Origin of the sequence: Ruania albidiflava DSM 18029, assembly GCF_000421225.1 — a bacterium.
GTDB classification, from domain to species: Bacteria; Actinomycetota; Actinomycetes; order Actinomycetales; family Beutenbergiaceae; genus Ruania; species Ruania albidiflava.
This window is the reverse complement of record NZ_ATWL01000008.1, coordinates 89,376-110,308: the sequence shown is the minus strand read 5'-3', so window position 1 is coordinate 110,308 and position 20,933 is coordinate 89,376. Positions and strand designations below refer to the sequence as shown.

At 71.0% G+C, this 20,933-nt stretch carries 21 protein-coding genes, 1 tRNA gene and 1 pseudogene; 3 read left to right on the top strand and 20 right to left on the bottom strand.

Features of this window, described 5'->3' with window-relative positions; genetic code table 11:
• Positions 1–22: 22 nt before the first annotated feature.
• The 9 genes from K338_RS0111100 to K338_RS22050 all read right to left on the bottom strand — a co-directional run bounded on the left by K338_RS0111100 (position 23) and on the right by K338_RS22050 (position 7,764).
• Positions 23–916, bottom strand: a complete 894-nt coding sequence (locus K338_RS0111100; protein WP_022918246.1) for a F0F1 ATP synthase subunit gamma — start codon at positions 914–916, stop codon at positions 23–25.
• A 3-nt stretch (positions 917–919) separates the two neighbouring features.
• Positions 920–2,548: a F0F1 ATP synthase subunit alpha gene (gene atpA, locus K338_RS0111095; protein WP_022918245.1), complete on the bottom strand. Its 1,629-nt coding sequence runs from the start codon at positions 2,546–2,548 to the stop codon at positions 920–922.
• A gap of 58 nt (positions 2,549–2,606) precedes the next feature.
• On the bottom strand, positions 2,607–3,422 hold the full coding sequence (locus tag K338_RS0111090; RefSeq protein ID WP_027286737.1) for a F0F1 ATP synthase subunit delta: 816 nt from the start codon (positions 3,420–3,422) through the stop codon (positions 2,607–2,609).
• Entirely contained in the window at positions 3,422–4,021 is a 600-nt protein-coding gene (locus K338_RS22055) for a F0F1 ATP synthase subunit B (protein ID WP_022918243.1), read from the bottom strand. The genes K338_RS0111090 and K338_RS22055 overlap by 1 nt, the downstream gene beginning before the upstream one ends.
• Positions 4,022–4,052: 31 nt before the next feature.
• A complete protein-coding gene (gene atpE / locus K338_RS0111080; RefSeq protein ID WP_022918242.1) occupies positions 4,053–4,256 on the bottom strand; it encodes an ATP synthase F0 subunit C in 204 nt (67 codons plus the stop codon).
• A gap of 89 nt (positions 4,257–4,345) precedes the next feature.
• The gene (atpB, locus tag K338_RS0111075) at positions 4,346–5,101 is read right to left on the bottom strand and encodes a F0F1 ATP synthase subunit A (RefSeq protein WP_022918241.1); all 756 of its coding nucleotides are present in this window, start codon (positions 5,099–5,101) and stop codon (positions 4,346–4,348) included.
• A 233-nt stretch (positions 5,102–5,334) separates the two neighbouring features.
• On the bottom strand, positions 5,335–5,784 hold the full coding sequence (locus tag K338_RS0111070) for a Cg1360 family ATP-synthase-associated protein (RefSeq protein WP_027286735.1): 450 nt from the start codon (positions 5,782–5,784) through the stop codon (positions 5,335–5,337).
• Between the two features lie 10 nt (positions 5,785–5,794).
• Complete coding sequence (locus K338_RS0111065) at positions 5,795–6,913, bottom strand: MraY family glycosyltransferase (RefSeq protein ID WP_022918239.1); 1,119 nt, start codon at positions 6,911–6,913, stop codon at positions 5,795–5,797.
• Positions 6,910–7,764, bottom strand: a complete 855-nt coding sequence (locus K338_RS22050; protein WP_022918238.1) for an L-threonylcarbamoyladenylate synthase — start codon at positions 7,762–7,764, stop codon at positions 6,910–6,912. Before K338_RS22050 ends, K338_RS0111065 begins: the two co-directional genes overlap by 4 nt.
• 54 nt (positions 7,765–7,818) lie before the next feature.
• Between K338_RS22050 and K338_RS22045 the strand changes: the two genes are divergently transcribed.
• Positions 7,819–8,214, top strand: coding sequence for a VanZ family protein (locus K338_RS22045; RefSeq protein WP_022918237.1), 396 nt, complete (start codon positions 7,819–7,821; stop codon positions 8,212–8,214).
• Between the two features lie 35 nt (positions 8,215–8,249).
• Positions 8,250–8,927, top strand: coding sequence for a phosphatase PAP2 family protein (locus K338_RS22040; protein WP_022918236.1), 678 nt, complete (start codon positions 8,250–8,252; stop codon positions 8,925–8,927).
• Here the strand turns inward: K338_RS22040 and prmC are convergent.
• From prmC to K338_RS0111005, 9 genes are all read right to left on the bottom strand, one after another.
• Positions 8,884–9,774, bottom strand: coding sequence for a peptide chain release factor N(5)-glutamine methyltransferase (gene prmC, locus K338_RS0111045; RefSeq protein WP_022918235.1), 891 nt, complete (start codon positions 9,772–9,774; stop codon positions 8,884–8,886). The two genes, K338_RS22040 and prmC, sit on opposite strands and share 44 nt — an antisense overlap.
• A complete protein-coding gene (prfA, locus tag K338_RS0111040; RefSeq protein WP_022918234.1) occupies positions 9,767–10,849 on the bottom strand; it encodes a peptide chain release factor 1 in 1,083 nt (360 codons plus the stop codon). The genes prmC and prfA overlap by 8 nt, the downstream gene beginning before the upstream one ends.
• Positions 10,850–10,925: 76 nt before the next feature.
• On the bottom strand, positions 10,926–12,947 hold the full coding sequence (rho, locus tag K338_RS0111035; RefSeq protein WP_022918233.1) for a transcription termination factor Rho: 2,022 nt from the start codon (positions 12,945–12,947) through the stop codon (positions 10,926–10,928).
• A gap of 148 nt (positions 12,948–13,095) precedes the next feature.
• Complete coding sequence (gene thrB, locus K338_RS22035) at positions 13,096–14,034, bottom strand: homoserine kinase (RefSeq protein WP_022918232.1); 939 nt, start codon at positions 14,032–14,034, stop codon at positions 13,096–13,098.
• 1 nt (position 14,035) lies between these two features.
• The gene (gene thrC, locus K338_RS0111025) at positions 14,036–15,097 is read right to left on the bottom strand and encodes a threonine synthase (RefSeq protein WP_022918231.1); all 1,062 of its coding nucleotides are present in this window, start codon (positions 15,095–15,097) and stop codon (positions 14,036–14,038) included.
• Positions 15,097–16,386: a homoserine dehydrogenase gene (locus K338_RS0111020; protein WP_245542948.1), complete on the bottom strand. Its 1,290-nt coding sequence runs from the start codon at positions 16,384–16,386 to the stop codon at positions 15,097–15,099. The genes thrC and K338_RS0111020 overlap by 1 nt, the downstream gene beginning before the upstream one ends.
• 161 nt (positions 16,387–16,547) lie before the next feature.
• Positions 16,548–17,882, bottom strand: coding sequence for a diaminopimelate decarboxylase (lysA, locus tag K338_RS0111015; protein WP_022918229.1), 1,335 nt, complete (start codon positions 17,880–17,882; stop codon positions 16,548–16,550).
• A complete protein-coding gene (locus tag K338_RS0111010; RefSeq protein WP_022918228.1) occupies positions 17,879–18,658 on the bottom strand; it encodes a DALR anticodon-binding domain-containing protein in 780 nt (259 codons plus the stop codon). The genes lysA and K338_RS0111010 overlap by 4 nt, the downstream gene beginning before the upstream one ends.
• 4 nt (positions 18,659–18,662) lie before the next feature.
• On the bottom strand, positions 18,663–19,448 hold the full coding sequence (locus tag K338_RS0111005) for a hypothetical protein (RefSeq protein ID WP_157612366.1): 786 nt from the start codon (positions 19,446–19,448) through the stop codon (positions 18,663–18,665).
• 132 nt (positions 19,449–19,580) lie between these two features.
• On the opposite strand from K338_RS0111005, the gene K338_RS0111000 reads away from it, so the two are divergent.
• Positions 19,581–19,656 (top strand) — tRNA-Arg (locus tag K338_RS0111000).
• Between the two features lie 82 nt (positions 19,657–19,738).
• Here the strand turns inward: K338_RS0111000 and K338_RS26600 are convergent.
• Positions 19,739–20,221: pseudogene (locus K338_RS26600) on the bottom strand (SGNH/GDSL hydrolase family protein); the annotation flags it as partial.
• A 134-nt stretch (positions 20,222–20,355) separates the two neighbouring features.
• Complete coding sequence (locus tag K338_RS0110990) at positions 20,356–20,901, bottom strand: TetR/AcrR family transcriptional regulator (protein ID WP_027286732.1); 546 nt, start codon at positions 20,899–20,901, stop codon at positions 20,356–20,358.
• Positions 20,902–20,933 lie beyond the last annotated feature (32 nt).

Genomic DNA, 20,933 nt, shown 5'->3' with positions numbered 1-20,933 from the left:
GATCCTTCGGTGTGGTTGGTGCTCAGCTGGCGGCAAGGGCGTCGGCACCCGAGACGATCTCGCTGATCTCCTGGGTGATCTCGGCCTGCCGGGCCTGGTTGGCGAGCCGGGTGTAGTTGCGGATGATGTCCTCGGCGTTCTCCACCGCGGTGTGCATGGCGCGCTGCCGGGCAGCGAGCTCGGAGGCGGCCGCCTGCAGCAGCGCGTTGAACATCCGGGCGCGGATGTAGCGCGGCAGCAGCGCGTCCAGCACGGCCTCGGGCGAGGGCTCGAACTCGTACAACGGCAACGCTTCCTCGCCCACGGGTGCCACGCCGTCGACGACCTCCAACGGGAGCATGCGCACGACCTGCGGCTCCTGGGAGACCATCGACCTGAACCGGGTGAAGACGAGGTGCAGCTCGCTCACCCCGCCCTCGTCGACCGGGGCACCGAACGCCTCCAGCAAGGTGGTGCCGATCTCCTCAGCGGTCTGGACCGCCGGGTTGTCGGAGTTGCCGGTCCAGCTGCGCACGATCTCACGACGCCGGAACTGGTAGTAGCTCACCCCACGGCGGCCGGCCACGTACAGGGCAACCTCCTTGCCCTCCTCCTCCAGCTCCAGCCGCAGCTGCTCCGCCTCGCGCAGCACCGACGCCGAGTAGGCACCGGCCTGGCCACGGTCGGCGGTGACCACCAGCATCGCCACCCGGTTGGTGTCGGTGCGCTCAGTGGTCAGCGGGTGGTCGACGTCCCCGTGGGTGGCCACGGCCGAGACGGCGCGGGTGATCGCGCGCTCGTACGGGCTCGCCTGCACCGCCCGGTCCCGGGCCTTGCCGATCCGGGAGGCGGCGATCAGCTCCATGGCGCGGAACATCTTCTTGAGCGTCTGGGTCGACCGGATCCTCTGCTTGTAGATCCGCTGTTGGGCGCCCATACCTCAGCCCCGCTTCTGCCGGACGATCTGCTCCTGCTCGATGTCGACGTCCTCACCGGAGGCGACGTCGCTCGGCGGCTCCGCCCCCTCGGAGGCCAGGAACGTCTCCCGGAACTTCTCCACCGCGGAGCGCAGTGCCTGCTCCGTCTCGTCCTCGAACTTGCCGGTCGAGGAGATCTGGGAGACCACGTCGGTGTTCCGGCGCACGTAGTCCAGCAGCTCGCGCTCGAACCGGCGCACGTCGGACAGGTCGACATCGTCGAAGTAGCCGTTGGTGCCGGCCCAGATGGAGACCACCTGGTCCTCCACGTCGTACGGGCTGTACTGCGGCTGCTTGAGCAGCTCCATCAGCCGGGCACCACGGGTGAGCTGGCGGCGGGAGGCCGGGTCCAGGTCGGAGGCGAACATCGCGAACGCCTCCAGCGACCGGTACTGGGCCAGGTCGATCTTCAGTGTGCCGGAGACCTTCTTCATCGCCTTGATCTGTGCGTCGCCACCCACGCGGGAGACCGAGATACCCACGTCGACGGCGGGCCGCTGGCCGGCGTTGAACAGGTCCGACTGCAGGAAGATCTGCCCGTCGGTGATGGAGATGACGTTGGTCGGGATGTAGGCGGACACGTCGTTCGCCTTGGTCTCGATGATCGGGAGACCGGTCATCGAGCCGGCACCCAGGTCGTCGGAGAGCTTCGCGCAGCGCTCCAGCAACCGGGAGTGCAGGTAGAACACGTCACCGGGGTAGGCCTCACGGCCCGGCGGGCGGCGCAGCAGCAGGGAGACCGCACGGTAGGCCTCGGCCTGCTTGGACAGGTCGTCGAAGACGATCAGCACATGCTTGCCCTGGTACATCCAGTGCTGCCCGATAGCGCTGCCGGTGTACGGGGCGATGTACTTGAAGCCGGCGGCGTCCGAGGCCGGGGCGGCCACGATGGTGGTGTACTCCAGCGCGCCGGCGTCCTCCAGGGCGCCGCGCACCGAGGCGATCGTGGAGCCCTTCTGCCCGACGGCCACGTAGATGCAGCGCACCTGCTGGTCCGGGTCGCCGGTCTCCCAGTTCGCCTTCTGGTTGATGATCGTGTCCAACGCGATCGCGGTCTTACCGGTCTGTCGGTCACCGATGATCAGCTGCCGCTGGCCACGACCGATCGGGATCATCGCGTCGATGGACTTCTGCCCGGTCTGCAGCGGCTCGTGCACGCTCTTGCGCTGCATCACACCAGCAGCCTGCAGCTCCAGGGCGCGTCGCCCCTCGGTCTCGATCTCACCGAGCCCGTCGACCGGGTTGCCGAGCGGGTCGACGACGCGGCCCAGGTAGCCGTCGCCCACCGGGACGGAGAGCACCTCGCCGGTGCGGCGCACGCTCTGCCCCTGCTCGATCCCGCTGAAGTCACCGAGGACCACCACACCCACGGAGCGTACGTCCAGGTTCAGCGCGAGGCCGAGCGTGTCGTCCTCGAACCGGAGCAGCTCGTTGGCCATCACGCCCGGCAGACCCTCGACCTCGGCGATGCCGTCAGCGGCCAGGGTGACTGTGCCGACCTCCTCGGCCGCGCTGGTCGCCGGCTCGTAGGAGTTCACGAAGCTGTCCAGCGCCGCCCGGATCTCCTCGGGCTTGATCGTCAGTTCAGCCATCTGTTCGTCCTTCTCCTTAGACCGCCGAAGCGATCGATTCGCATGTGTGTGGGGCTTGTCAGCCGGCCAGGCGCCGGCGGGCCTCGTCGAGCCGGGTGAGCATGGTGGCATCGACCACCTCGTCGCCGATCTGGATCCGTACGCCACCGACCACGCTCGGGTCCACGGCGACGTTGATGTGGACAGCACGACCGTAGGCGCGCTCCAGGATGGCGTCCAGGCGGTCGGTCTGGGCCTGGCTGAGCGGACGTGCCGCCGTCACGGTGGCCACCAGCTGCTGGCGCCGCTCGGCGGCGGCCTCGATCAGGTGGGTCAGCGCTGCCGCCAGGGACGGCTCGTGGCTAGAGCGGAGCGCGCGTTCGGTCAGCTGCAGCGTCTGTGCGGTGACCCGCTCACCGATCAGGGAGGTGAGCAGCCGCACCCGGGCGGCGACCGATCGGTCCTTGTCCGCCAGTGCGAGCCGCAGCTGGCGGTTGTCCGCCAGCAGACGCTGCACGGTGAACAGCTGCGACTCCACCTCCAGCAGCACGCCGTCGGCCTCCGCACTGGCCAGCACTGCGTCGGTCCCCAGGAGCTCCACCGCTGCGCGCAGGTCGTCATCACCGGACCAGCGGGACCTGCACATCCCGCTGAGCAGGTCGAGCACGTCCGGACGGACCCTCCCGGACAGCAGCCGGTCCACCAGCTCCGCCTTGTCGCTGCCGTCCCGCGCCGGGTCGGTCAGCGAGCGACGCAGGCTCCCGTTCGCACTGAGCAGGTCGGCGACCTCGAACAGCTCGGCACCCAGCTCGTGGGCGCCGGCGCCGGCCTGGCGCAGCACCGGGTCGAAGCTGCTGCGCGCGGCCTGCGCTGAAGACTGGCTGCTGGCCCGCATCACGCCTCCGACTCACGGGCGCCGGCGGTCTGCGCGGCACCTCCGGCGGCCTCGGCGGCCGGCTGCTCACCGGCGGGCGCGGTCATCGTCTCGTCCAGCTCGTCGAGGAACCGGTCGATCACCCGGGACTGGCGTGCGTCGTCGGCGAGGGACTCCCCGACGATCCGGGAGGCGAGCTCGGCTGCCAGTGCACCCACGTCCGCACGCAACGAGACCACGGCGGACTTCCGAGCCGCCTCGATCTGTCGCTGGGCGTTCTCCGCGATCCGGGTGGCCTCGGACTGTGCCTTGGTCTTCGCCTCGGTGACGATCTGGGAGGCGTCGGAGTTGGCCTCTTCCCGGATCCCGGCAGCCTCCCGGCGGGCGGCGGCGAGCTGACGCTCGGTCTCCGCCCGGGCCTCAGCCGCCTCGGCCTGGGCCTTGTCGGCCAGCTCCAGACCGCCTTCGATCTTGGCCGCACGCTCGTCGAGGATCGCAGTCATCTTCGGCATCAGGTACTTGATGATGAAGACCGCGAAGATCGCGACGAAGACGAGTGACCAGATGATCTCGAACGGCGCAGGGATGAACGGGTTCGAGGGCGTTTCCGCTGTGATCATGACAACTCCCGGTGGCGCTGGATCAGGTGGATCAGAAGATGAACCCAGCAACCAGACCGATCAGCGCCAGCACCTCGACGAAGCCGATACCGATGAACATGTTGGTGGTCAGCTTGCCGGACAGCTCAGGCTGACGGGCAATCGCGGTCTGGGTCTGACCGATCAGCACACCGAGGCCGAGTCCCGGGCCGAGTGTGGCGAGACCATAGCCGATGGTTGCGATGTCGCCTTCCATGTGTATTCCTTCCTGTGGCGCTCAGGTGAGCGTCGGGGTTTTCTGGGTGTGTCAGTGACCGCGGGTCACGGCCTGGGGCCTTCGGGAGGTCAGTGTTCCTCTTCGAGGGCGAAGTTGAGGTAGATGGCGGACAGCAGGGCGAAGATGTAGGCCTGCAGGGCGGCCACGAAGATCTCGAAACCGGTGATGAACAGTCCGCCGGCGAACGTGGCGATCCCCGCGAGCTTGAGCAGCCCGGCACCCTCCAGGATGAGGAAGTGGGTGGCACCGATGGCCAGGACCATCATGATGTGCCCGGCCATCATGTTCGCCACCAGCCGGATGACCAGCGTGGCGGGCCGGATGATCAGCACCTGCAGCAGCTCGATCGGCGTGAGCAGGAGGTACATCACCTTCGGCACGCCTGGGGGGAACAGCTGGGACTTCACGTAGCCGACGAATCCCTGCTTGCGCACACCGGCGGACAGGTAGACCAGCAGCAGCCAGACCGCGAGCACCAGCGGCACACCGAGCCGCGCGGACCCGGCGATGTTCAGCCCAGGGATCACCCCGCCGATGTTCATCGCCAGCACGGTGATGAAGATCGTGGCCAACAGCGGGACGTACGGCTTGGCCCGCTCCTTGCCCATCACCTGCTCGGCGATCTGCACGCGGATGAAGTCCAGGCCCATCTCCAGCACGCTCTGCCCCCGACCGGGGACCAGCTTCGCGTTCCGCGCTCCGAGCCAGAGCAGGCCGAGCACCACGATGGTCAGGACGATGCGCACGAAGATGATCCGGTCGAAGCCGAACCAGGAGTCGGCGGCCACGCTGCCGAAGATCGCGTCCGGGAAGAACTCGCTCAAGCCAGGGACGTGGAATCCCCCGCCGTCATCGCTCCCGCCGTCGGCGAGAACAGGCGCGGCGATCGCTGTGGTAAACAGGGCTCACTCCCCAGTGTCGTCGGTCGATCCTCGCCATCGGCTGCATCCACGTAGCACCGATGCGGGCCACACGTGCGAAGTGCGGATCGGATCGCGATCAGCCTACAGGATGTGTGCGGCTCCAGTGACGAACCTGTGATCGTCCGTGGCCAAGATCACTGTCCGCCGGCACCGGGTTCCACATACGGGATCCGCGCCTTCAGCACGGTGATCGTCTCCACCACCAGGGCGGCCACCACGACCACCACGAGCGTGGCGAACAGGACACCGCGATGGTAGAAGGTCTGGTGCTGCAACCAGCTCAGCAGGACGAACACCAGGACCATCTTCACCAGCCAGCTGCCGAGCATCACGATCTGCAGCAGCTCCGCTGACCGGCCGACCACCAGGTACAGGCAGCCGACCGTCGCGCCGGTGAACGCCAGGCTCAACCCGGCCCCGATCAGTGCGGCCCACACCCCTGGCACGCCGGCCACCAGGTAGCCGACCCCGCTGGCCAGCGCGGCGATCACAGCGGAGACCAGCAGCAGCCGCAGACCAGCGGTGCGGATCATGGTGAGCACCGCAGCGGTGCTCGTCGGGCGGTCGGTGGGTTTCTCGGGCACGCGGGTGTCCTTAGCTGGTGTGGTCGGCGGTACGCCGTCGGCCGAGGCGTGGGGTGGGGATGGGCACCACGGTAATGACGATCGCCACAGCGGTGCCAATCGCTGCTCCGACCAGCACCTGACCCACCGGGAACAGCACCAGGGCGGCGGCGCTGCAGGAGACCACGAAGGTCCACACGTACATGATCGCCACCGCCCGCCGGTGCGAGTGCCCACGGTCCAGGAGCTTGTGGTGCAGGTGGGTACGGTCGGCATGGAACGGGGACTTGCCGGACAGCAGCCGTCGCAGGATGGTGATGGTCACGTCCGCCAGCGGCAGGATCAGCACGGCCAGCGGCAGGATGAACGGGACGAATGCGGGAAAGGCCACCCGGGTGGTGATCTGTGCCGGGTCCAGCCGGCCCGTGACCGCGATGGAGGCACCAGCGATGGTCAGCCCGAGCAGCATCGCCCCGGAGTCGCCCATGAAGATCCGCGCCGGGTGGAAGTTGTGCGGCAGGAAGCCCAGGCAGACCCCGACCAGAGCGGCCATCACCACTGTGGCCAGGTCGGAGTAGTCGGCCGGGCTGTTGGTGCGGGTGAGCACATAGGTGTAGACGAAGAACGCGGTGCCACCGATCGCGACCACCCCGGCGGCCAGCCCGTCCAGACCGTCCACCCAGTTCACCGCGTTGATCGCGACCACCACCACGACCACGGTGACCACGAGGGACATGCGCGGGGAGCCGATCGTCAGCCCGAAGATCGGGAAGCTGATCATCTGCACCCCCTGCCAGGCCATCGCACCGGCGACGATCACCTGCCCGACCAGCTTGGTGAACCAGTCCAGGTCCCAGATGTCGTCGGCCACACCGAGCAGGCAGATCGCTGCCCCGCAGCCGAGGATCGCCCAGGGCAGGTTGTTGTCGAAGACCGGTTGCAGGAAGTCGATCTGGGACGCGATCGCCAGGGCCACGGCGAGCCCGATGAGCATCGCCACCCCGCCCAGGCGTGGGGTGGGCACGCGGTGCACGTCCCGGTGCCGCACCGGGGTCACCGCTCCGACGCGCTGGGCCAGGAGCCGCGCCACCGGCGTCACCAGGTAGGTGACTGCTGCGGCGATGGCCAGCACCAGCAGGTAGATCCTCACGGCAAGCGGCCACCGGGGCTGTCGTCGGACTGCTGGCTGCTCTGCTCGGCGACGGCGTCGCTCGCCGTGTCCGGACTGCTCGCCGCGGTCTCCGGCTGCTCGGCGACGGCGTCGCTCACCGGGCTCTGCTCGGCTCCCGGGTCCTCGGTCTCGGTGTCGCCAGCCTGGTCCTGGGCCGGCTCCTCGACCGTCTCCGGGACGTGCACCGGCAACAGCTCCGGGGCGATCGAGCCGAGCTCGGTGGCGGTGAGCGCCCCCTCCCGGACGATCCTCAGCTGGTCCCCGGTCGCGTCCACGATGGTGGAGGCGACCCCGCCGGAGACAGTTCCGCCGTCGAGGTACACCCGGACCGAGCGGCCGAGCTGGGCGGCCGCGTCAGCGCAGGTGAGCGCCGGCGCCTCGCCGCTGCGGTTCGCGCTGGAGACCGCCAGCGGCCCGGTGCGGCGGAGCAGCTCCAGGGTGATCTCCTCGTCGGGCATGCGTAGCGCCACTGTGCCGTGGGTGTCCCCCAGGTCCCAGCGCAGGCTGCCGTGGGCGTGCAGGATGACGGTGAGCGGACCGGGCCAGAACTCTTCCACCAGGTCGCGCACCGCGTCCGGCACGTCTGTAGCGAGCCCGTCGAGGGTGAGCGCGTCGCCGATGAGCACCGGCGGCGGCATCTGCCGGCTGCGCCCCTTCGCGGTGAGCAGCGCGGTCACTGCACGCGGGGTGAACGCGTCCGCGGCGATCCCGTACACCGTGTCGGTGGGCAGCACCACCAGGCAGCCTTCGGCGAGCTGGCGCACCGCCTCCGCCAGGTGGTCCGCCCGTACGGCGGCGTCGCGACAGTCCAGGAGTTCTAGATCAGGCACGTGGTGAAGTCTCTCACGACCACAGCAGCAGTCCGCCCGTGAGATCGTGTCCAGGTGAGGTCCGAGCCCGCCCGCGCCGCCGCTGTGGCACGCCGCGCCGCGTTCGCCGTTGCTGTCGCCCTCCAGCTGCTGGTGCTGTACCTGCCGCGTGCACAGGTGCCCGGCGGGATGGACGTGCCCGGGTCGGACAAGGCGCTGCACGTGGCCGTCTTCGCCCTCGTGATGCTGACCGGGGTGCTCGCCGGACTGCCCGCGAGAGGGCTCGCAGTGGTGCTGGTGGCCCACGCGGGGATCAGCGAGCTGGTCCAGCACCTGCTGCTGCCAGGCCGTACCGGGGACCTGCTGGACGCGGTGGCCGACCTCGGTGGCATCGCACTCGGGTGGTACCTGGCGTCCATGCTCGACCGGCACCGGGCACCGGCAGCCGCGCGTCGCGCTGAGCGCCGGTAGCACCGCGCAGCGGGCAGGCTCGTACCCTGCAGACCATGACCTCCGCACACCCACCGCCCGCCGCGGCCGCAGCGACGCCAGAGCCACGACGACAGCTGGTCGCCCTGGGTCTGGGCACCGCCATCGTGCTGGCCGGGTTGGCCGCGTCGACCTGGCCGCTGCGGGCCGTCGTCTACCGTGCTGTGGCTCCGGCGGTGGCCGGTTCTCCGGTCGGGGCGCCGGTGGCCGGCGCTGCGGCCCGCTACGGACCGTTGCTGCTGGTCGCCCTCGCAGCCGTCCTGGCCGTCGTCACCCTCCTGCGGGACCGACCGGCCTTCTGGTTGCTGGTTGCCGGCGGGGTGGGGGTGATCATCGCCTACCTGCTCAGCGCGGTGGTGAAGATGCTGGTCGGCGAGGAGCGGCCCTGCCGGGTGTGGGACGTGCCCACCACGGTGGCCTGCCCTGCGGTCGGCGACTGGTCCTGGCCGTCGAACCACTCGCTGGTGGCGGCCGCACTGGCCACCGCCTGCATCATCGCCGTGCCGCGCACCGCCTGGTTCGCAGTGCCGGCTGCGCTGCTGGCCGGTCTGGCCCGGCTCGCGGCCGGGGTGCACTACCTGCACGATGTCGCCTCCGGGCTCGCGCTGGGCACCGCGGTGGTCGTGGTCGTGGTGCTCTTGCTGCGCCGGGCTATCCGCTCCGGGTGGCCACCACCATCCGGTCCCGCCCGGTGAGGTCGACCCGGGTGTGCACGTCGGTGTACGCCCCGGTGGCACCGACCAGCGCGCGCAGCGCGGCCGCCTGCACCTCAGCGTGCTCCATCACCAGCACTCCGCCGGGTCGCAGCAGCCGGGTCGCGGTGGCGAGCACACCGCGCGGGACGTCCAGCCCGTCCGGGCCACCGCCGTAGAGGGCGAGGTCTGGATCATGGTCGCGCACCTCCGGCTCCTGCGGCACTGCGTCCGGGGGGATGTACGGCGGGTTGGCCGCCACCACGTGCACCTGGGCGCCCAGGTCGGCCAGCGTGGTCGCGGCAGTGGCGTCGGCCCGCAGCACCTGCACCGGCAGACCGAGCCGCTCAGCGTTCGTGCCGATCGCGTGCACCGGCTCCTCCCCTAGCTCCACGGCCACCACCTGAGCACCGGGCACCTCCTGGGCGACGGCGAGGGCGATCGCCCCGGATCCGCTGCACAGGTCCACCACCAGCGGCTGCGGGCCACTGCTGCGGGCGGCCTCGATCGCCGCCTCGGCGACCAGCTCGGTCTCCGGACGAGGGACGAACACCCCAGGCCAGACGGACAGCTCCAGGTAGCGGAACGGGGCCCGCCCGGTGATGTGCTGCAACGGTTCGCGCAGCCGGCGGCGCTCCACGAGCTCGGCGTAGCGGGCGATGAACTCTGGGCCCGGCTCGGGTGGGTTGATCAGGTCGAGCCGCTCGGTGCCCAGCAGGTGGGCCGCCAGCACCCGGGCGTCCACGCCCGGGGACGGCACGCCCGCCCCGGTGAGCACCGCCGTCGCCGCCTGGACGAGCTGGCGCAGCCCGGCAGTGCGTGGGAGGTCGCCGGGACCGGGCTCAGTCACCGGCCGCGGCCAGACGCTCGGCCTCGTCCAGCTCGATCGCGGAGGCGATCACCGGGCCCAGGTCGCCGTCCAGCACCTGGTCCAGGTTGTAGGCCTTGTACCCGGTGCGGTGGTCAGCGATCCGGTTCTCCGGGAAGTTGTAGGTGCGGATCCGCTCGCTGCGGTCCACAGTGCGCACCTGGGACCGGCGCAGCTCGGCGGCCTCCGCCTCCGCGGCCTCCTGCTGGGCGGCGAGCAGCCGGGCCCGCAGCACCCGCATCGCCTGCTCCCGGTTCTGCAGCTGGGACTTCTCGTTCTGCATCGAGACCACGATGCCGGTGGGCAGGTGGGTGATCCGCACGGCGGAGTCGGTGGTGTTCACGCTCTGCCCGCCGGGTCCGGAGGACCGGTACACGTCGATGCGCAGGTCGCCTGCCTCGATCTCCACCTCACCGGGGTCGTCCACCTCGGGGAAGACCAGCACACCGGCAGCAGAGGTGTGGATCCGGCCCTGGGACTCGGTGACCGGCACTCGCTGCACCCGGTGCACCCCGCCCTCGTACTTCAGGTGCGCCCACACCCCCTCGGCGGGGTCGGTGGCGCGGGACTTGATCGCGACCGAGACGTCTTTGAAGCCGCCCAGGTCTGAAGCGGTCTCGTCGAGCACCTGTGCGCTCCAGCCCTGCCGTTCGGCGTACCGCTGGTACATCCGCACCAGGTCGGCAGCGAACAGCGCGGACTCCTCCCCGCCCTCCCCGGCCTTGACCTGCAGGATCACGTCCCGCCCGTCGTCCGGATCCCGGGGCACGAGCACCTCGTGCAGGTGGGTGGCGGCGGACTCGGCGGCCCGCTGCAGCGGTTCCACCTCGGCGGCGAACGCGGGTTCGTCGGCAGCGAGCTCGACCGCGGCCTCAGCGTCCTCGACCGCGGCGCGCCAGGCGCGATAGGCGGTCACGATCCGGCCCAGCTCGGCGTACCGGCGGCCCAGGGTGCGCGCCCGGCCCTGGTCGGCGTGCACCTCCGGGTCGGCCAGTGCGGTCTCGACCTCCTGGTACTCGGCCAGCAGCGGCTGTACCGCCTCGAACTCCTCCGTCATGCCCACTCCCTGCGCCTGTTGGTCCACCTCGATCCGGTCGGCCTGGTAGGCCGACCTGCTGCTGTTGGTGGCGGCGCTAGTCCCGGTCGCCGGACAGGCGACTGGGGGTGGTCTTCTGCACGGTGAGCAGGAACTCGGCGTTCGAGGAGGTGGCGCGCAGCTTGGACTGCAGCAGCTCGATCGCCTGCTGCTGGTCCAGCGAGCTCATCAGCCGGCGCAGCTTCCAGACGATCTTCAGCTCGTCGGCCTCCACCAGGATCTCCTCCCGGCGGGTGCCGGAGGCGTTCACGTCCACGGCGGGGAAGATGCGCTTGTCCGCCAGCTGGCGAGACAGCCGCAGCTCCATGTTCCCGGTGCCCTTGAACTCCTCGAAGATCACCTCGTCCATCTTCGAACCGGTCTCCACCAGCGCGGAGGCCAGGATGGTGAGGGACCCGCCGTGCTCGATGTTCCGGGCGGCGCCGAAGAACTTCTTCGGCGGGTACAGCGCTGAAGCGTCCACACCGCCGGAGAGGATCCGGCCCGAGGCGGGGGCGGCGAGGTTGTAGGCGCGGGACAGCCGGGTGAGGGAGTCCAGCAGCACGACCACGTCCTGGCCGAGCTCGACCAGCCGCTTGGCCCGTTCGATCGCCAGCTCGGCCACGATGGTGTGGTCGGTAGCCGGGCGGTCGAAGGTGGAGGCGATCACCTCACCCTTGACGGTGCGCTCCATGTCGGTGACTTCCTCGGGACGTTCGTCCACGAGCACCACCATCAGGTGCACGTCCGGGTTGTTCGTGGTGATCGCGTTGGCGATCTGCTGCATGATGATCGTCTTGCCGGCCTTGGGCGGGGCGACGATCAGCCCGCGCTGGCCCTTGCCGATCGGTGCGACCAGGTCCACCACCCGGGCGGTGAGCTGCCCCGGAGTGGTCTCGAGCCGCAGCCGCTCCTGCGGGTACAGCGGGGTGAGCTTGGCGAACTCCGGGCGGCCGTTGGCCTCTGCCAGGGGCACGCCGTTGATCGAGTCGAGCCGCACCAGCGCGTTGAACTTCTGCCGGTGGTTGCTCTCCCCGGGGCGCGGCTGGCGCACCGCACCGGTGACCGCGTCCCCACGGCGCAGGCCGTACTTCTTCACCTGGCCGAGGGAGACGTAGACGTCGTTGGCACCCGGCAGGTAGCCGCTGGTGCGCACGAAGGCGTAGTTCTCCAGGATGTCCAGGACACCGGCCACCGGGAGGAGCACGTCGTCCTCGGTGATCTCGATCTCTTCTTCCGGCTCGCGGCCGCGACGCTTGCGGTCTCGGTCCCGGTAGCGGTCCCGCCCGCGCCGCCGGCGGCCGCTGGGTCGGTCGTCGTCGTCCCCGCGGCCGGGGCGCGAGTCGTCGGACCGGTCCGCCTCGGCGGGTCGCCCTTCGGGCAGCTGGATGTCGTCCAAGGACGGGCGCCGGGACTGGTTCTGGTTCTGCTGGCCGCGTCCGGAGCGGTCGACGGCGGCGGTCGAGCCGTCGTGGCGACGGTCGCCGTCCTGCTTCGGCTGAGCAGGACGCTGCTGGGCGGACCGCTGCTGGTCCCGGTGGCCGTGCTGGTCGTCCGGCTTGCGGTCCGGGCGCTTCTGCTGCTCGCCGCGCTGGTCGGTCTTCGGCAGGTCCTGCCCGGTGCGGCGCTCGTTCGGACGGCTGGCGCCCTCCCGCGCGTCCCGCTGGGCGGTCAGCTCGGACAGGTCGAGCTGCGGCTGGCCACCCTCGGAGCTGGCCCGGCGGTTGCCGCGGGGAGCTCGGGTGCTGGGCTGCTCAGCGGCGGCAGTCGCCTGCTGGCTGTCCTCGGCACGAGGTGTCCTAGGTGGAGCAGTGTCCTTGGTCGGGCGCTCCTGAGCGGGTGCCGCTTCCTTGGCCGGGGCAGCACTCTTCTGCTGCTTGCGCGCCGGTTGCTGCTTGCTCGCGGGCTGCTGCCCACCAGGACCGCCGTCGCGTGCGGCACGGATGGCGGTCACCAGGTCGCTCTTGCGCATCTTGCTGGTCCCGCGGATGCCGAGCTCTGCGGCGACTTCTTGCAGCTCGGCGAGGCGCAACGTGGACAACGCCTTGCTGCGGCCCGTGCTGGTCGTGCTTTCGGTCACGAGGTTCCTTCCCTCGACACAGCCCGACCCAGATTCGTCAGGCTGGAGATGTCACCGGATCGAACGCCGGAGTGGAATAGGTCACGCAGGCGCATCAACGAGGATGCTGCGTGGGAGGCGCCGTCGTGGCGATCAGGTCACCGACGAGTCATGGCGCGTCAGCAAGCCTACCATCGCGTACCACCTGTGCCGGCTCGGGGACGCTGACCTGTCCGCCGTCGAGGTCGACCGCAAGGTCGAGCACGTGCCAGGTCTCGCCGACCACCGAGCGCTGGGCCTCGGTGAGTGTGACGAGCACCAGCGCCGTCGGTCCCGCCCCGGAGATCACCGCCGGTGCCCCGACCTCTCGCAGTCGCTGCACGAGCGCCGCGGTGGCCATCATCGCGTCCGCTCGCTGCGCCTGGTGCAACCGGTCCTCGGTCGCCGGCAGCAGCAGGTCCGGCCGGGAGCTGAGGGCGAGCACGAGCAGCCCGGCACGCCCGGCATTGAACGCGGCGTCGGCGTGCGCGACCGTGGCGGGCAGCGCGGCGCGGGCCCGCTTGGTCGGTAGCCGCTCGGCGGGCACCAGAACCGTCGGGCGGATATCCGGGTGCAGCGGGACCTGGGCTGCACGCGCCCGCGTGCCCTCCATCCAGGCGACCGTGGCGCCGCCCAGGAGCGCCGGGGCGGCGTTGTCGGGATGTCCCTCGAACGAGGTGGCCAGGTCCAGCACCACCTCGTCGTCCAGCGCCTCCGGCTCGCTGATCAGTCCACGGGCGGCGAGCAGCCCGGCGACCACGGCCCCAGCGCTGGAGCCCAGGCCGCGCCCGTGCGGGATCGCGTTGTGGCAGTGCAGGCTGAACCCAGCCTGCGGTGCACCGGCATGGTCCAGCCCGGCCCGCAGCGCCTGCACCACCAGATGGTCGTCGCCGGTGGGCACCTCACCGGCTCCCTCGCCGGTGACCTGCACCTGCGTGGCACCGGTGGTGGCCCGCACCGTGACCACGTCGTGCAGAGCGTGCGCGATCCCGAACGCGTCGAACCCCGGCCCCAGGTTGGCGCTGGTGGCCGGGACCTGGACGGTCACCTCGTCCCGCTGCAGACGCATCTCAGACCAGACCGAGCACGCGGGCGGCGTCAGCGGTCGTCGGGGCGATCACGTCCGGGTCCACCTGGGCGTCGCCCAGCGCGGTGGCCGTGTCCTTGAGCCCGTTGCCGGTGACTGTGCACACCACCGTCGCCCCGGCCGGGACGTCTCCGGTCTCGGCGCGAGCGAGCAGACCGGCCACACTGGCCGCCGATGCCGGTTCCACGAACACGCCGACACTGCGGGCGACCAGGGCCTGGGCGTCCAAGATCTGGGCGTCGGTGACCGAGTCGATCCGGCCACCGGAGTCGTCCCGGGCGGCCACGGCCAGCGACCAGGAGGCTGGGTTACCGATCCGGATCGCCGTAGCCACGGTCTCCGGGTGCTCCACCGGTTCGCCCTTGACCAACGGTGCGGCGCCGTCGGCCTGCACCCCCCACATCGTCGGGGTACGGGTGGCCGGACCGTCGGTGGCGTACTCTCGGTAGCCCATCCAGTAGGCGGAGATGTTGCCGGCGTTGCCCACCGGCAGCACGTGCAGGTCGGGGGCGTCACCGAGAGTGTCGACCACCTCGAACGCTGCTGTCTTCTGACCCTGCAGCCGGAACGGGTTCACCGAGTTCACCAGGGCGACCGGGTAGGCCTCGGCGAGCTCGCGCACGATCCGCAGGCAGTCGTCGAAGTTGCCGTCCACGGCGAGCAGCTGGGCGCCGTGCACGATCGCCTGGGCCAGCTTGCCGGCAGCGATCTTGCCGTGCGGGAGCACCACCGCGCAGGTCAGTCCCGCGTGGGCGGCGTAGGCCGCGGCAGAGGCGGAGGTGTTCCCGGTAGAGGCGCAGACCACAGCCTGGGTCCCCTCGCCGAGCACCTTGCTCATCGCCACAGTCATCCCGCGGTCCTTGAACGACCCGGTCGGGTTCGCACCCTCCACCTTCAGGTAGACCTCGGCGCCGGTCGCTGCGGACAGGGCGGGGGCCGCCACCAGCGGGGTGCCACCCTCACCGAGGGTGACCACCGGGTCGCCGTCGGTGAACGGGAGGCGGTCGAAGTACTCGGCGATCACGCCGCGCCAGGGCTGGGCCATCAGTTTCCTTCCACGCGCAGGATCGAAGTGATCCGCTTGATCACCTCGAGGGTATCGAGGTCGACGACGGTCGCAGCCAGAGCGGACTCGCTCGCCTCGTGCGTGACGATCACCAGCTCGGCGACGTCGTCAGCGGAGGCGTGCGCGCCCTGCCGGACGGTCTCGATCGAGACCCCGCGGCGGGCGACCAGGGCGGCGACCTCGGCCAGCACACCAGGCTGGTCGGCCACCTCGATGCGGATCTGGTACCGGGTGCGCACCGCCTCTGCGGGCATCGCGGGCAGCGCGGCGTAGGCGGACTCCGCCGGCGCCTTGCCACCGTTGACGAAGTTCCGGGCTGCGGCGACCACATCCCCGAGCACGGCGCTGGAGGTGGCCACTCCCCCGGCGCCGGCGCCGTAGAACATGAGCGTGCCGGCAGCAGCCGCCTCCACGAACACGGCGTTGTACGGACCGCGCACGCTGGCCAGCGGATGGTCGATGGGCACCAGTGCGGGGTGCACCCGCACCGCGATGCCGGGCACAGTGCCGTGCCGGCCGACCTCGGCGATCGCGAGCAGCTTGATCACGTGCCCGGTCTGGGCGGCCGAGGCGATGTCGGCCGGGGTGATCTCCCGGATCCCCTGGACCGGCACATCGGCCAGCGCGGTACGGGAGTGGAACGCCAGCGAGGCGAGGATCGCGGCCTTGGCTGCGGCGTCCAGGCCCTGGACGTCGGCGGTGGGGTCGGCCTCGGCATAACCGAGCTGCTGGGCCTGGGCTAGTGCGGTCTCGAAGTCGAGGCCGGAGGTGGTCATCTCGTCAAGGATGTAGTTGGTGGTGCCGTTGACGATCCCGAGGATGCGGGTGATCCGGTCGCCGGCGAGCGACTCGCGCAGCCCGCGGACCACCGGCACCGCACCGGCGACAGCAGCCTCGAAGAACAGGTCGGCGCGGGCGGCGTCGGCGGCCTCGTAGAGCTGCGGTCCGTGCGCGGCCAGCAGCGCCTTGTTCGCCGTGACCACGCTGGCGCCGGAGCCGACGGCATCCAGGATCAGCTGTCGGGCCGGCTCGATCCCGCCGAGCAGCTCGATCACCAGGTCGGCACGGCGCACCAGGCCCGGCAGGTCCTCGGTGAGCAGCTCGGTGGGGACCACCGGGTCCCGCGGGGTGGCTGTGGAGCGTACACCGATGCCCACCAGGTCCAGGCGCGTCCCGGTGCGGGAGTGCAGCTCGTCGGCGTGCTCGACCAGCGAGCGAACCACCTCCGTGCCGACCACGCCGCAGCCGAGCACTGCTACGCGTGCCATGCGGGCACCTTCGTTCATGGGCGTCCTTCCGGGGTCGAGACTGGCGCAGGCCGTCCCACCCACGCCCGCTCCACAATAGACGCAGCCGCCTGGTCGTCTCGGGCTGTGCCGCAAAGTGGACGCCGCCGCCCGCGCGGGCAGGTGGGCGCACTGGGGCAGGGTCAGCCGAGGTCGAGGGCGAGGATGTCCGCGACGGTCTCCCGGCGGACGATCTCGCGCGGCGCACCGTCGCCCACGGCCACGACCCCGGGTCGCGGCAGCAGGTTGTACTGGCTGGCCATCGAGCGCCCGTAGGCCCCGGTGGCGGGCACGGCGAGCAGGTCACCGGTGCGCACGTCGCCGGGCAGCTGGACCTGGTGCACCACGATGTCTCCGCTCTCGCAGTGCTTGCCGACCACCCGCGCCTGCACCGGCCCTGCGTCCGAGGGCCGGACCAGGGCGGCGTGGTACTCCGCGTCGTAGAGCGCCGGTCGGATGTTGTCGCTCATCCCGCCGTCCACGGACACGTACCAGCGGGTCAGCTCGGCCGAGACCGGGACCGGCTTCACGGTGCCGACCCGGTACAGGGTGAGCATGCTGGGGCCGATGATCGCCCGGCCCGGTTCGAAGGAGAACGCCGGCATCGGTGTGCCCAGCCGTGCGCACTCCTCGGTGCAGGTGCGGGCCAGCGACCGGGCCAGGGTGGTGATGTCCACCTCGTGCTGCCCGGGCAGGTAGGCGATGCCGTACCCGCCACCGAGGTCCAGCTCGGCGAGCAGGGTGCCGCTGCGCTCGGCGTGCTCGGCGCGCAGGCCGAGCAGCGCGCGCGCCGCGGCGGCAAAGCCGGCCGGGTCGAGGATCTGGGAGCCGATGTGGGAGTGCAGCCCGAGCAGGTCGAGGTGGTCGCTCGCCTCGATCCGGGCCAGCGCCTCGGCAGCGGCCCCGCTGGCCAGGGAGAGGCCGAACTTCTGGTCCTCGTGCGCTGTGGCGATGAACTCGTGACCGCCGGCGTGCACGCCGGTGGTCACCCGGACCATCACCGGGGCACGCACTCCCCGCGCGACTGCGAGCGCCTGCACCCGGTCGATCTCGTCCAGGGAGTCGATCACGATCCGGCCGACGCCGACCTGGAGGGCCTGGTCGATCTCCGCGTCGGACTTGTTGTTGCCGTGCAGACCGATGTCCGCCCCGGGGACTCCCGCAGCCAGTGCGGTGGCCAGCTCACCACCGGAGGCGGTGTCGATGCGCAGCCCTTCGGCGTGCATCCACCGGGCGACGGCGATGGACAGGAACGCTTTGCCGGCGTAGTACACCTCGGCCGGCGCGGGAGCGAACGCCTCGGTGAACGCGGCACGGTAGCGCGCGGCGCGGGCGCGCAGCCCGGGCACGTCGAGCAGGTAGGACGGGGTGCCGAACTGCTCTGCGAGCTCGGTGAGGGGAACACCGCCCAGGCGCCAGACGCCGTCGACGACGGTGAGGTTCTCCGGCCACAGGCCGCTCTGCTCGGGATGGGTCACAGGTGCTCCGGGGCGGGGACGCCGAGGGCGGACAGCCCGGTGGCCAGCGCCACTGACGTCGCCTCGGTCAGGGTCAGATGGGTGCGGTGGGTCGAGGTTACCGGCTCTGTGCCGCGCGGTGCGCAGCGGGTGCGGGTGTAGAAGTCCTGGTAGGTGGCGGCCAGCGTGCGCAACAGGATGCTGCGTCCGAGGCGCTGCGCGCTACCGGTGCTCTGGGCTCCACCGGCAGCCCGCTCGGGCCGGGCGGGGGCGAAGGCCCCGAGCAGCACCAGCAGGTACCGGGCAGTCCGCTCCTCGACGACGGCGGTCAAGGCGGGTTCCAGCTCGTCGCCTGGCAGCGGTCGTACGCCGTGCGCGCGGGCGGTGCGGGCCACGTTCCGGGAGCGGGCGTGGGCGAAGGCCACCGGGTGCAGCTCGGCTGGGCAGCCGCAGCCCGAACCAGGCTGCGCCGCCGACCGGGGCCCCATCGTGGCACCGGCACGGACCTGTAGCAGGCGCCGCACCGGGCCGGCCAGACCGGTCAGGGACAGGGTGAGCGTGAGGTGACCACTGTCGGCGTGCGCTCCGGCCACCTCCTCGCGGTGGCGGAGCCGGTCGGCGAGCGCAGCTGCGACCCGGGCCGCGCCCTGCCCGGTCGGGGCGACCTGGTGGGCGAGGGCGGTGGACCAGTCACCGGGTGACCGGGGTTCGACCGGGCGCAGCGGGATCTGCTCGGGTGGGGTCAGGCCGAGCTCCTGCGCGCACGCACGCAGCAGACCGGTGAGCTCCTCGGGCACCGGGTCAGAAGCTCAGCGAGCCGTAGAAGTCGGATGCGGTGGCCTGGTCGGCAGCGTCCACCTGGTAGACCACCGCCGTGTCGTCGTACCAGTAGATGCTGTACCCCTCGTCACTGGCGTAGCTGATCCGGCTGCCGCGGCCCTGACCGTAGTCCTCCTGCCAGACCGGACCGGTGGTGTCCGGGTCGCCCCGCTCCTCCTCGACGCCGGCGACGTAGCTGTCCGCCGCGTCCACGTCCGGGAAGGAGACAGCGGTGAAGGTGAGCTCACCGTCGTCGGAGGTGTAGGTGGCGGTGTAGGCCTCCGATGCCTCCGCACTCAGCTCGCTGGCGTCGGCCCAGCTGCCCTGCACCGTCCAGGTGCTTCCGTCGATGTCCACCTGGGCGGCCTCGGTGGTGAGCAGGTCGTAGAGCTCGCCACCCTCTGGTTCGGGCTGGTCGCCGGGCTGCTCGGACGAGTCCTCACTGGCCGGGTCGGACGGATCGGTCGCGGTGGGCGTCGGCGTCGGGATGGTGTCGTCGCGGCCGTCGATCAGGGTGATCGCACCCCACAGGAGCAGTGCCAGCACCACCAGCCCCCCGATGATGATCCCGGCGATGATCGGTCCGTTGCCGCGCTGGCGGCCCCCGCCGGGCGGGGACCCCATCGGGCTTGCCGGCTCGGCCGGGCCGGTGCCACCGGAACCGTAGGCGTGCTGACCGCCCGGTCCGCCCTGCGCCGGGTCGTACGCCGGTTGAGACGCACCATAGGGCTGCTGCCCTCCTGGCTGCTCCGGTGGGTTCTGCGTCACCACGCCCTCCTCTGGTCGACAACGGCTGCGGCAACTACGGTCAGCCATGCTACGGCGCCGCCCCCGCAACCGACGACTAGAGCGGATTTCGATCCGGGGCCTGACCCCTGGTAGGCTCACGCAGCGGCGAAAGCCCCTGTAGCTCAGTGGATAGAGCGTCTGCCTCCGGAGCAGAAGGTCGTGGGTTCGAATCCCGCCGGGGGCACCAGCTCGGTGCCGGTCCGCTGCCAGATCGCGTGCGCCCACCTCTGGTACCCGGTGGCCGACGGGTGAAATCCGTCACGGGCGAAGAACTCTGCATCGTCGGCCAGCAGCCCGGCCGAGTCGATCCACAGCACTTGTTCCTCGTCCCGACAGAGCCGTTCTGCGACCTCGTCCAGGCGGCGTCCCCGACCGGTCAGGTACCGGCCGAGCGTGCGCGGCATCGACGGGAACCGGTCAAAGGGCGGGAGCCCTGTCATGACGACCAGCCCGGCCCGTGCGGTGACCCCGGCGAGCACGGCGGCCACGTCCTCCTGCCACTGGTCCAGATGACGGCGGGCCAGCACGTCATTGACCCCGACGAGTACGACGGCCAGGTCGAAGGGGTCGCTGCCCTCCAGCTCTGGTAGGAGCGAGTGGCGCACGCGGCGCGAGGTCGCTCCGCTCTGGGCGATGACGCGCCACTGGACCGCAGCTCTCACGTCCTCGGCGGCCAGCCGCGCGAGAGAGCCAGCGATGGCCTCCTCGTGGTTGGCGGCACCGACACCCGCGGCCGTGGAGTCTCCGATCACCAGGAGCCGCACAGCGGCGCTGTCGCCGGGACCAGGAACGACTCCGCCGGTCGGGCCAGCGGCCGGCGGGAGAATCTCGGTGGCCCGGCGCAGCCGAGCGCCCTGGGCGGCGGCGAGGAGGAGCGCGACGGGATTCACGCCTCACCACGCTCCAGCAGCGATTCGACCGCCTGCGTGCTGGAGACCTTCGCCACGTCGACGCCGAGGGCCTGCAGCTGCACGACCAGGACACCACGGGCCAGGAAGAGGGTGAGCTCCTCGGTGCTGGCGCCGGTCCGCTCGCCGACCGCCCGCAGCGTGGTGGCGAGCATGCGCAGATAGCGCTGCGCTACCTCCGGGTCACGACGTGCGATGGCCAGCGCCTGGATGGAGAACCCGGCGAGCGTCCCGTCCCCGACCAACGACCGGAACACCGCCCCCATCTCGTCGAACGACTCCCCGGTCCGCTGACCCTCACCAGTGAATGCCGCGAGCTCGCGCGCCTCGAGCTCGTCCATGCAGGCAAGGAAGAAGGCTCGCTTGCTGCCGAACAGCCGAAAGATGTACGGCTGCGAGAGCCCTACCTCTCTGGCCACCTGGGTCACTGCAGTCGTCGTCAACCCGTGCTCGCCGAACGCGCGCAGCCCTGCGTCCACGGCCTGTGCTCGACGAGCCTCCGCCGTCCCTCTTGTGGTAACCATACGCCCAGGCTACCGTATGCAGTAACTACTTA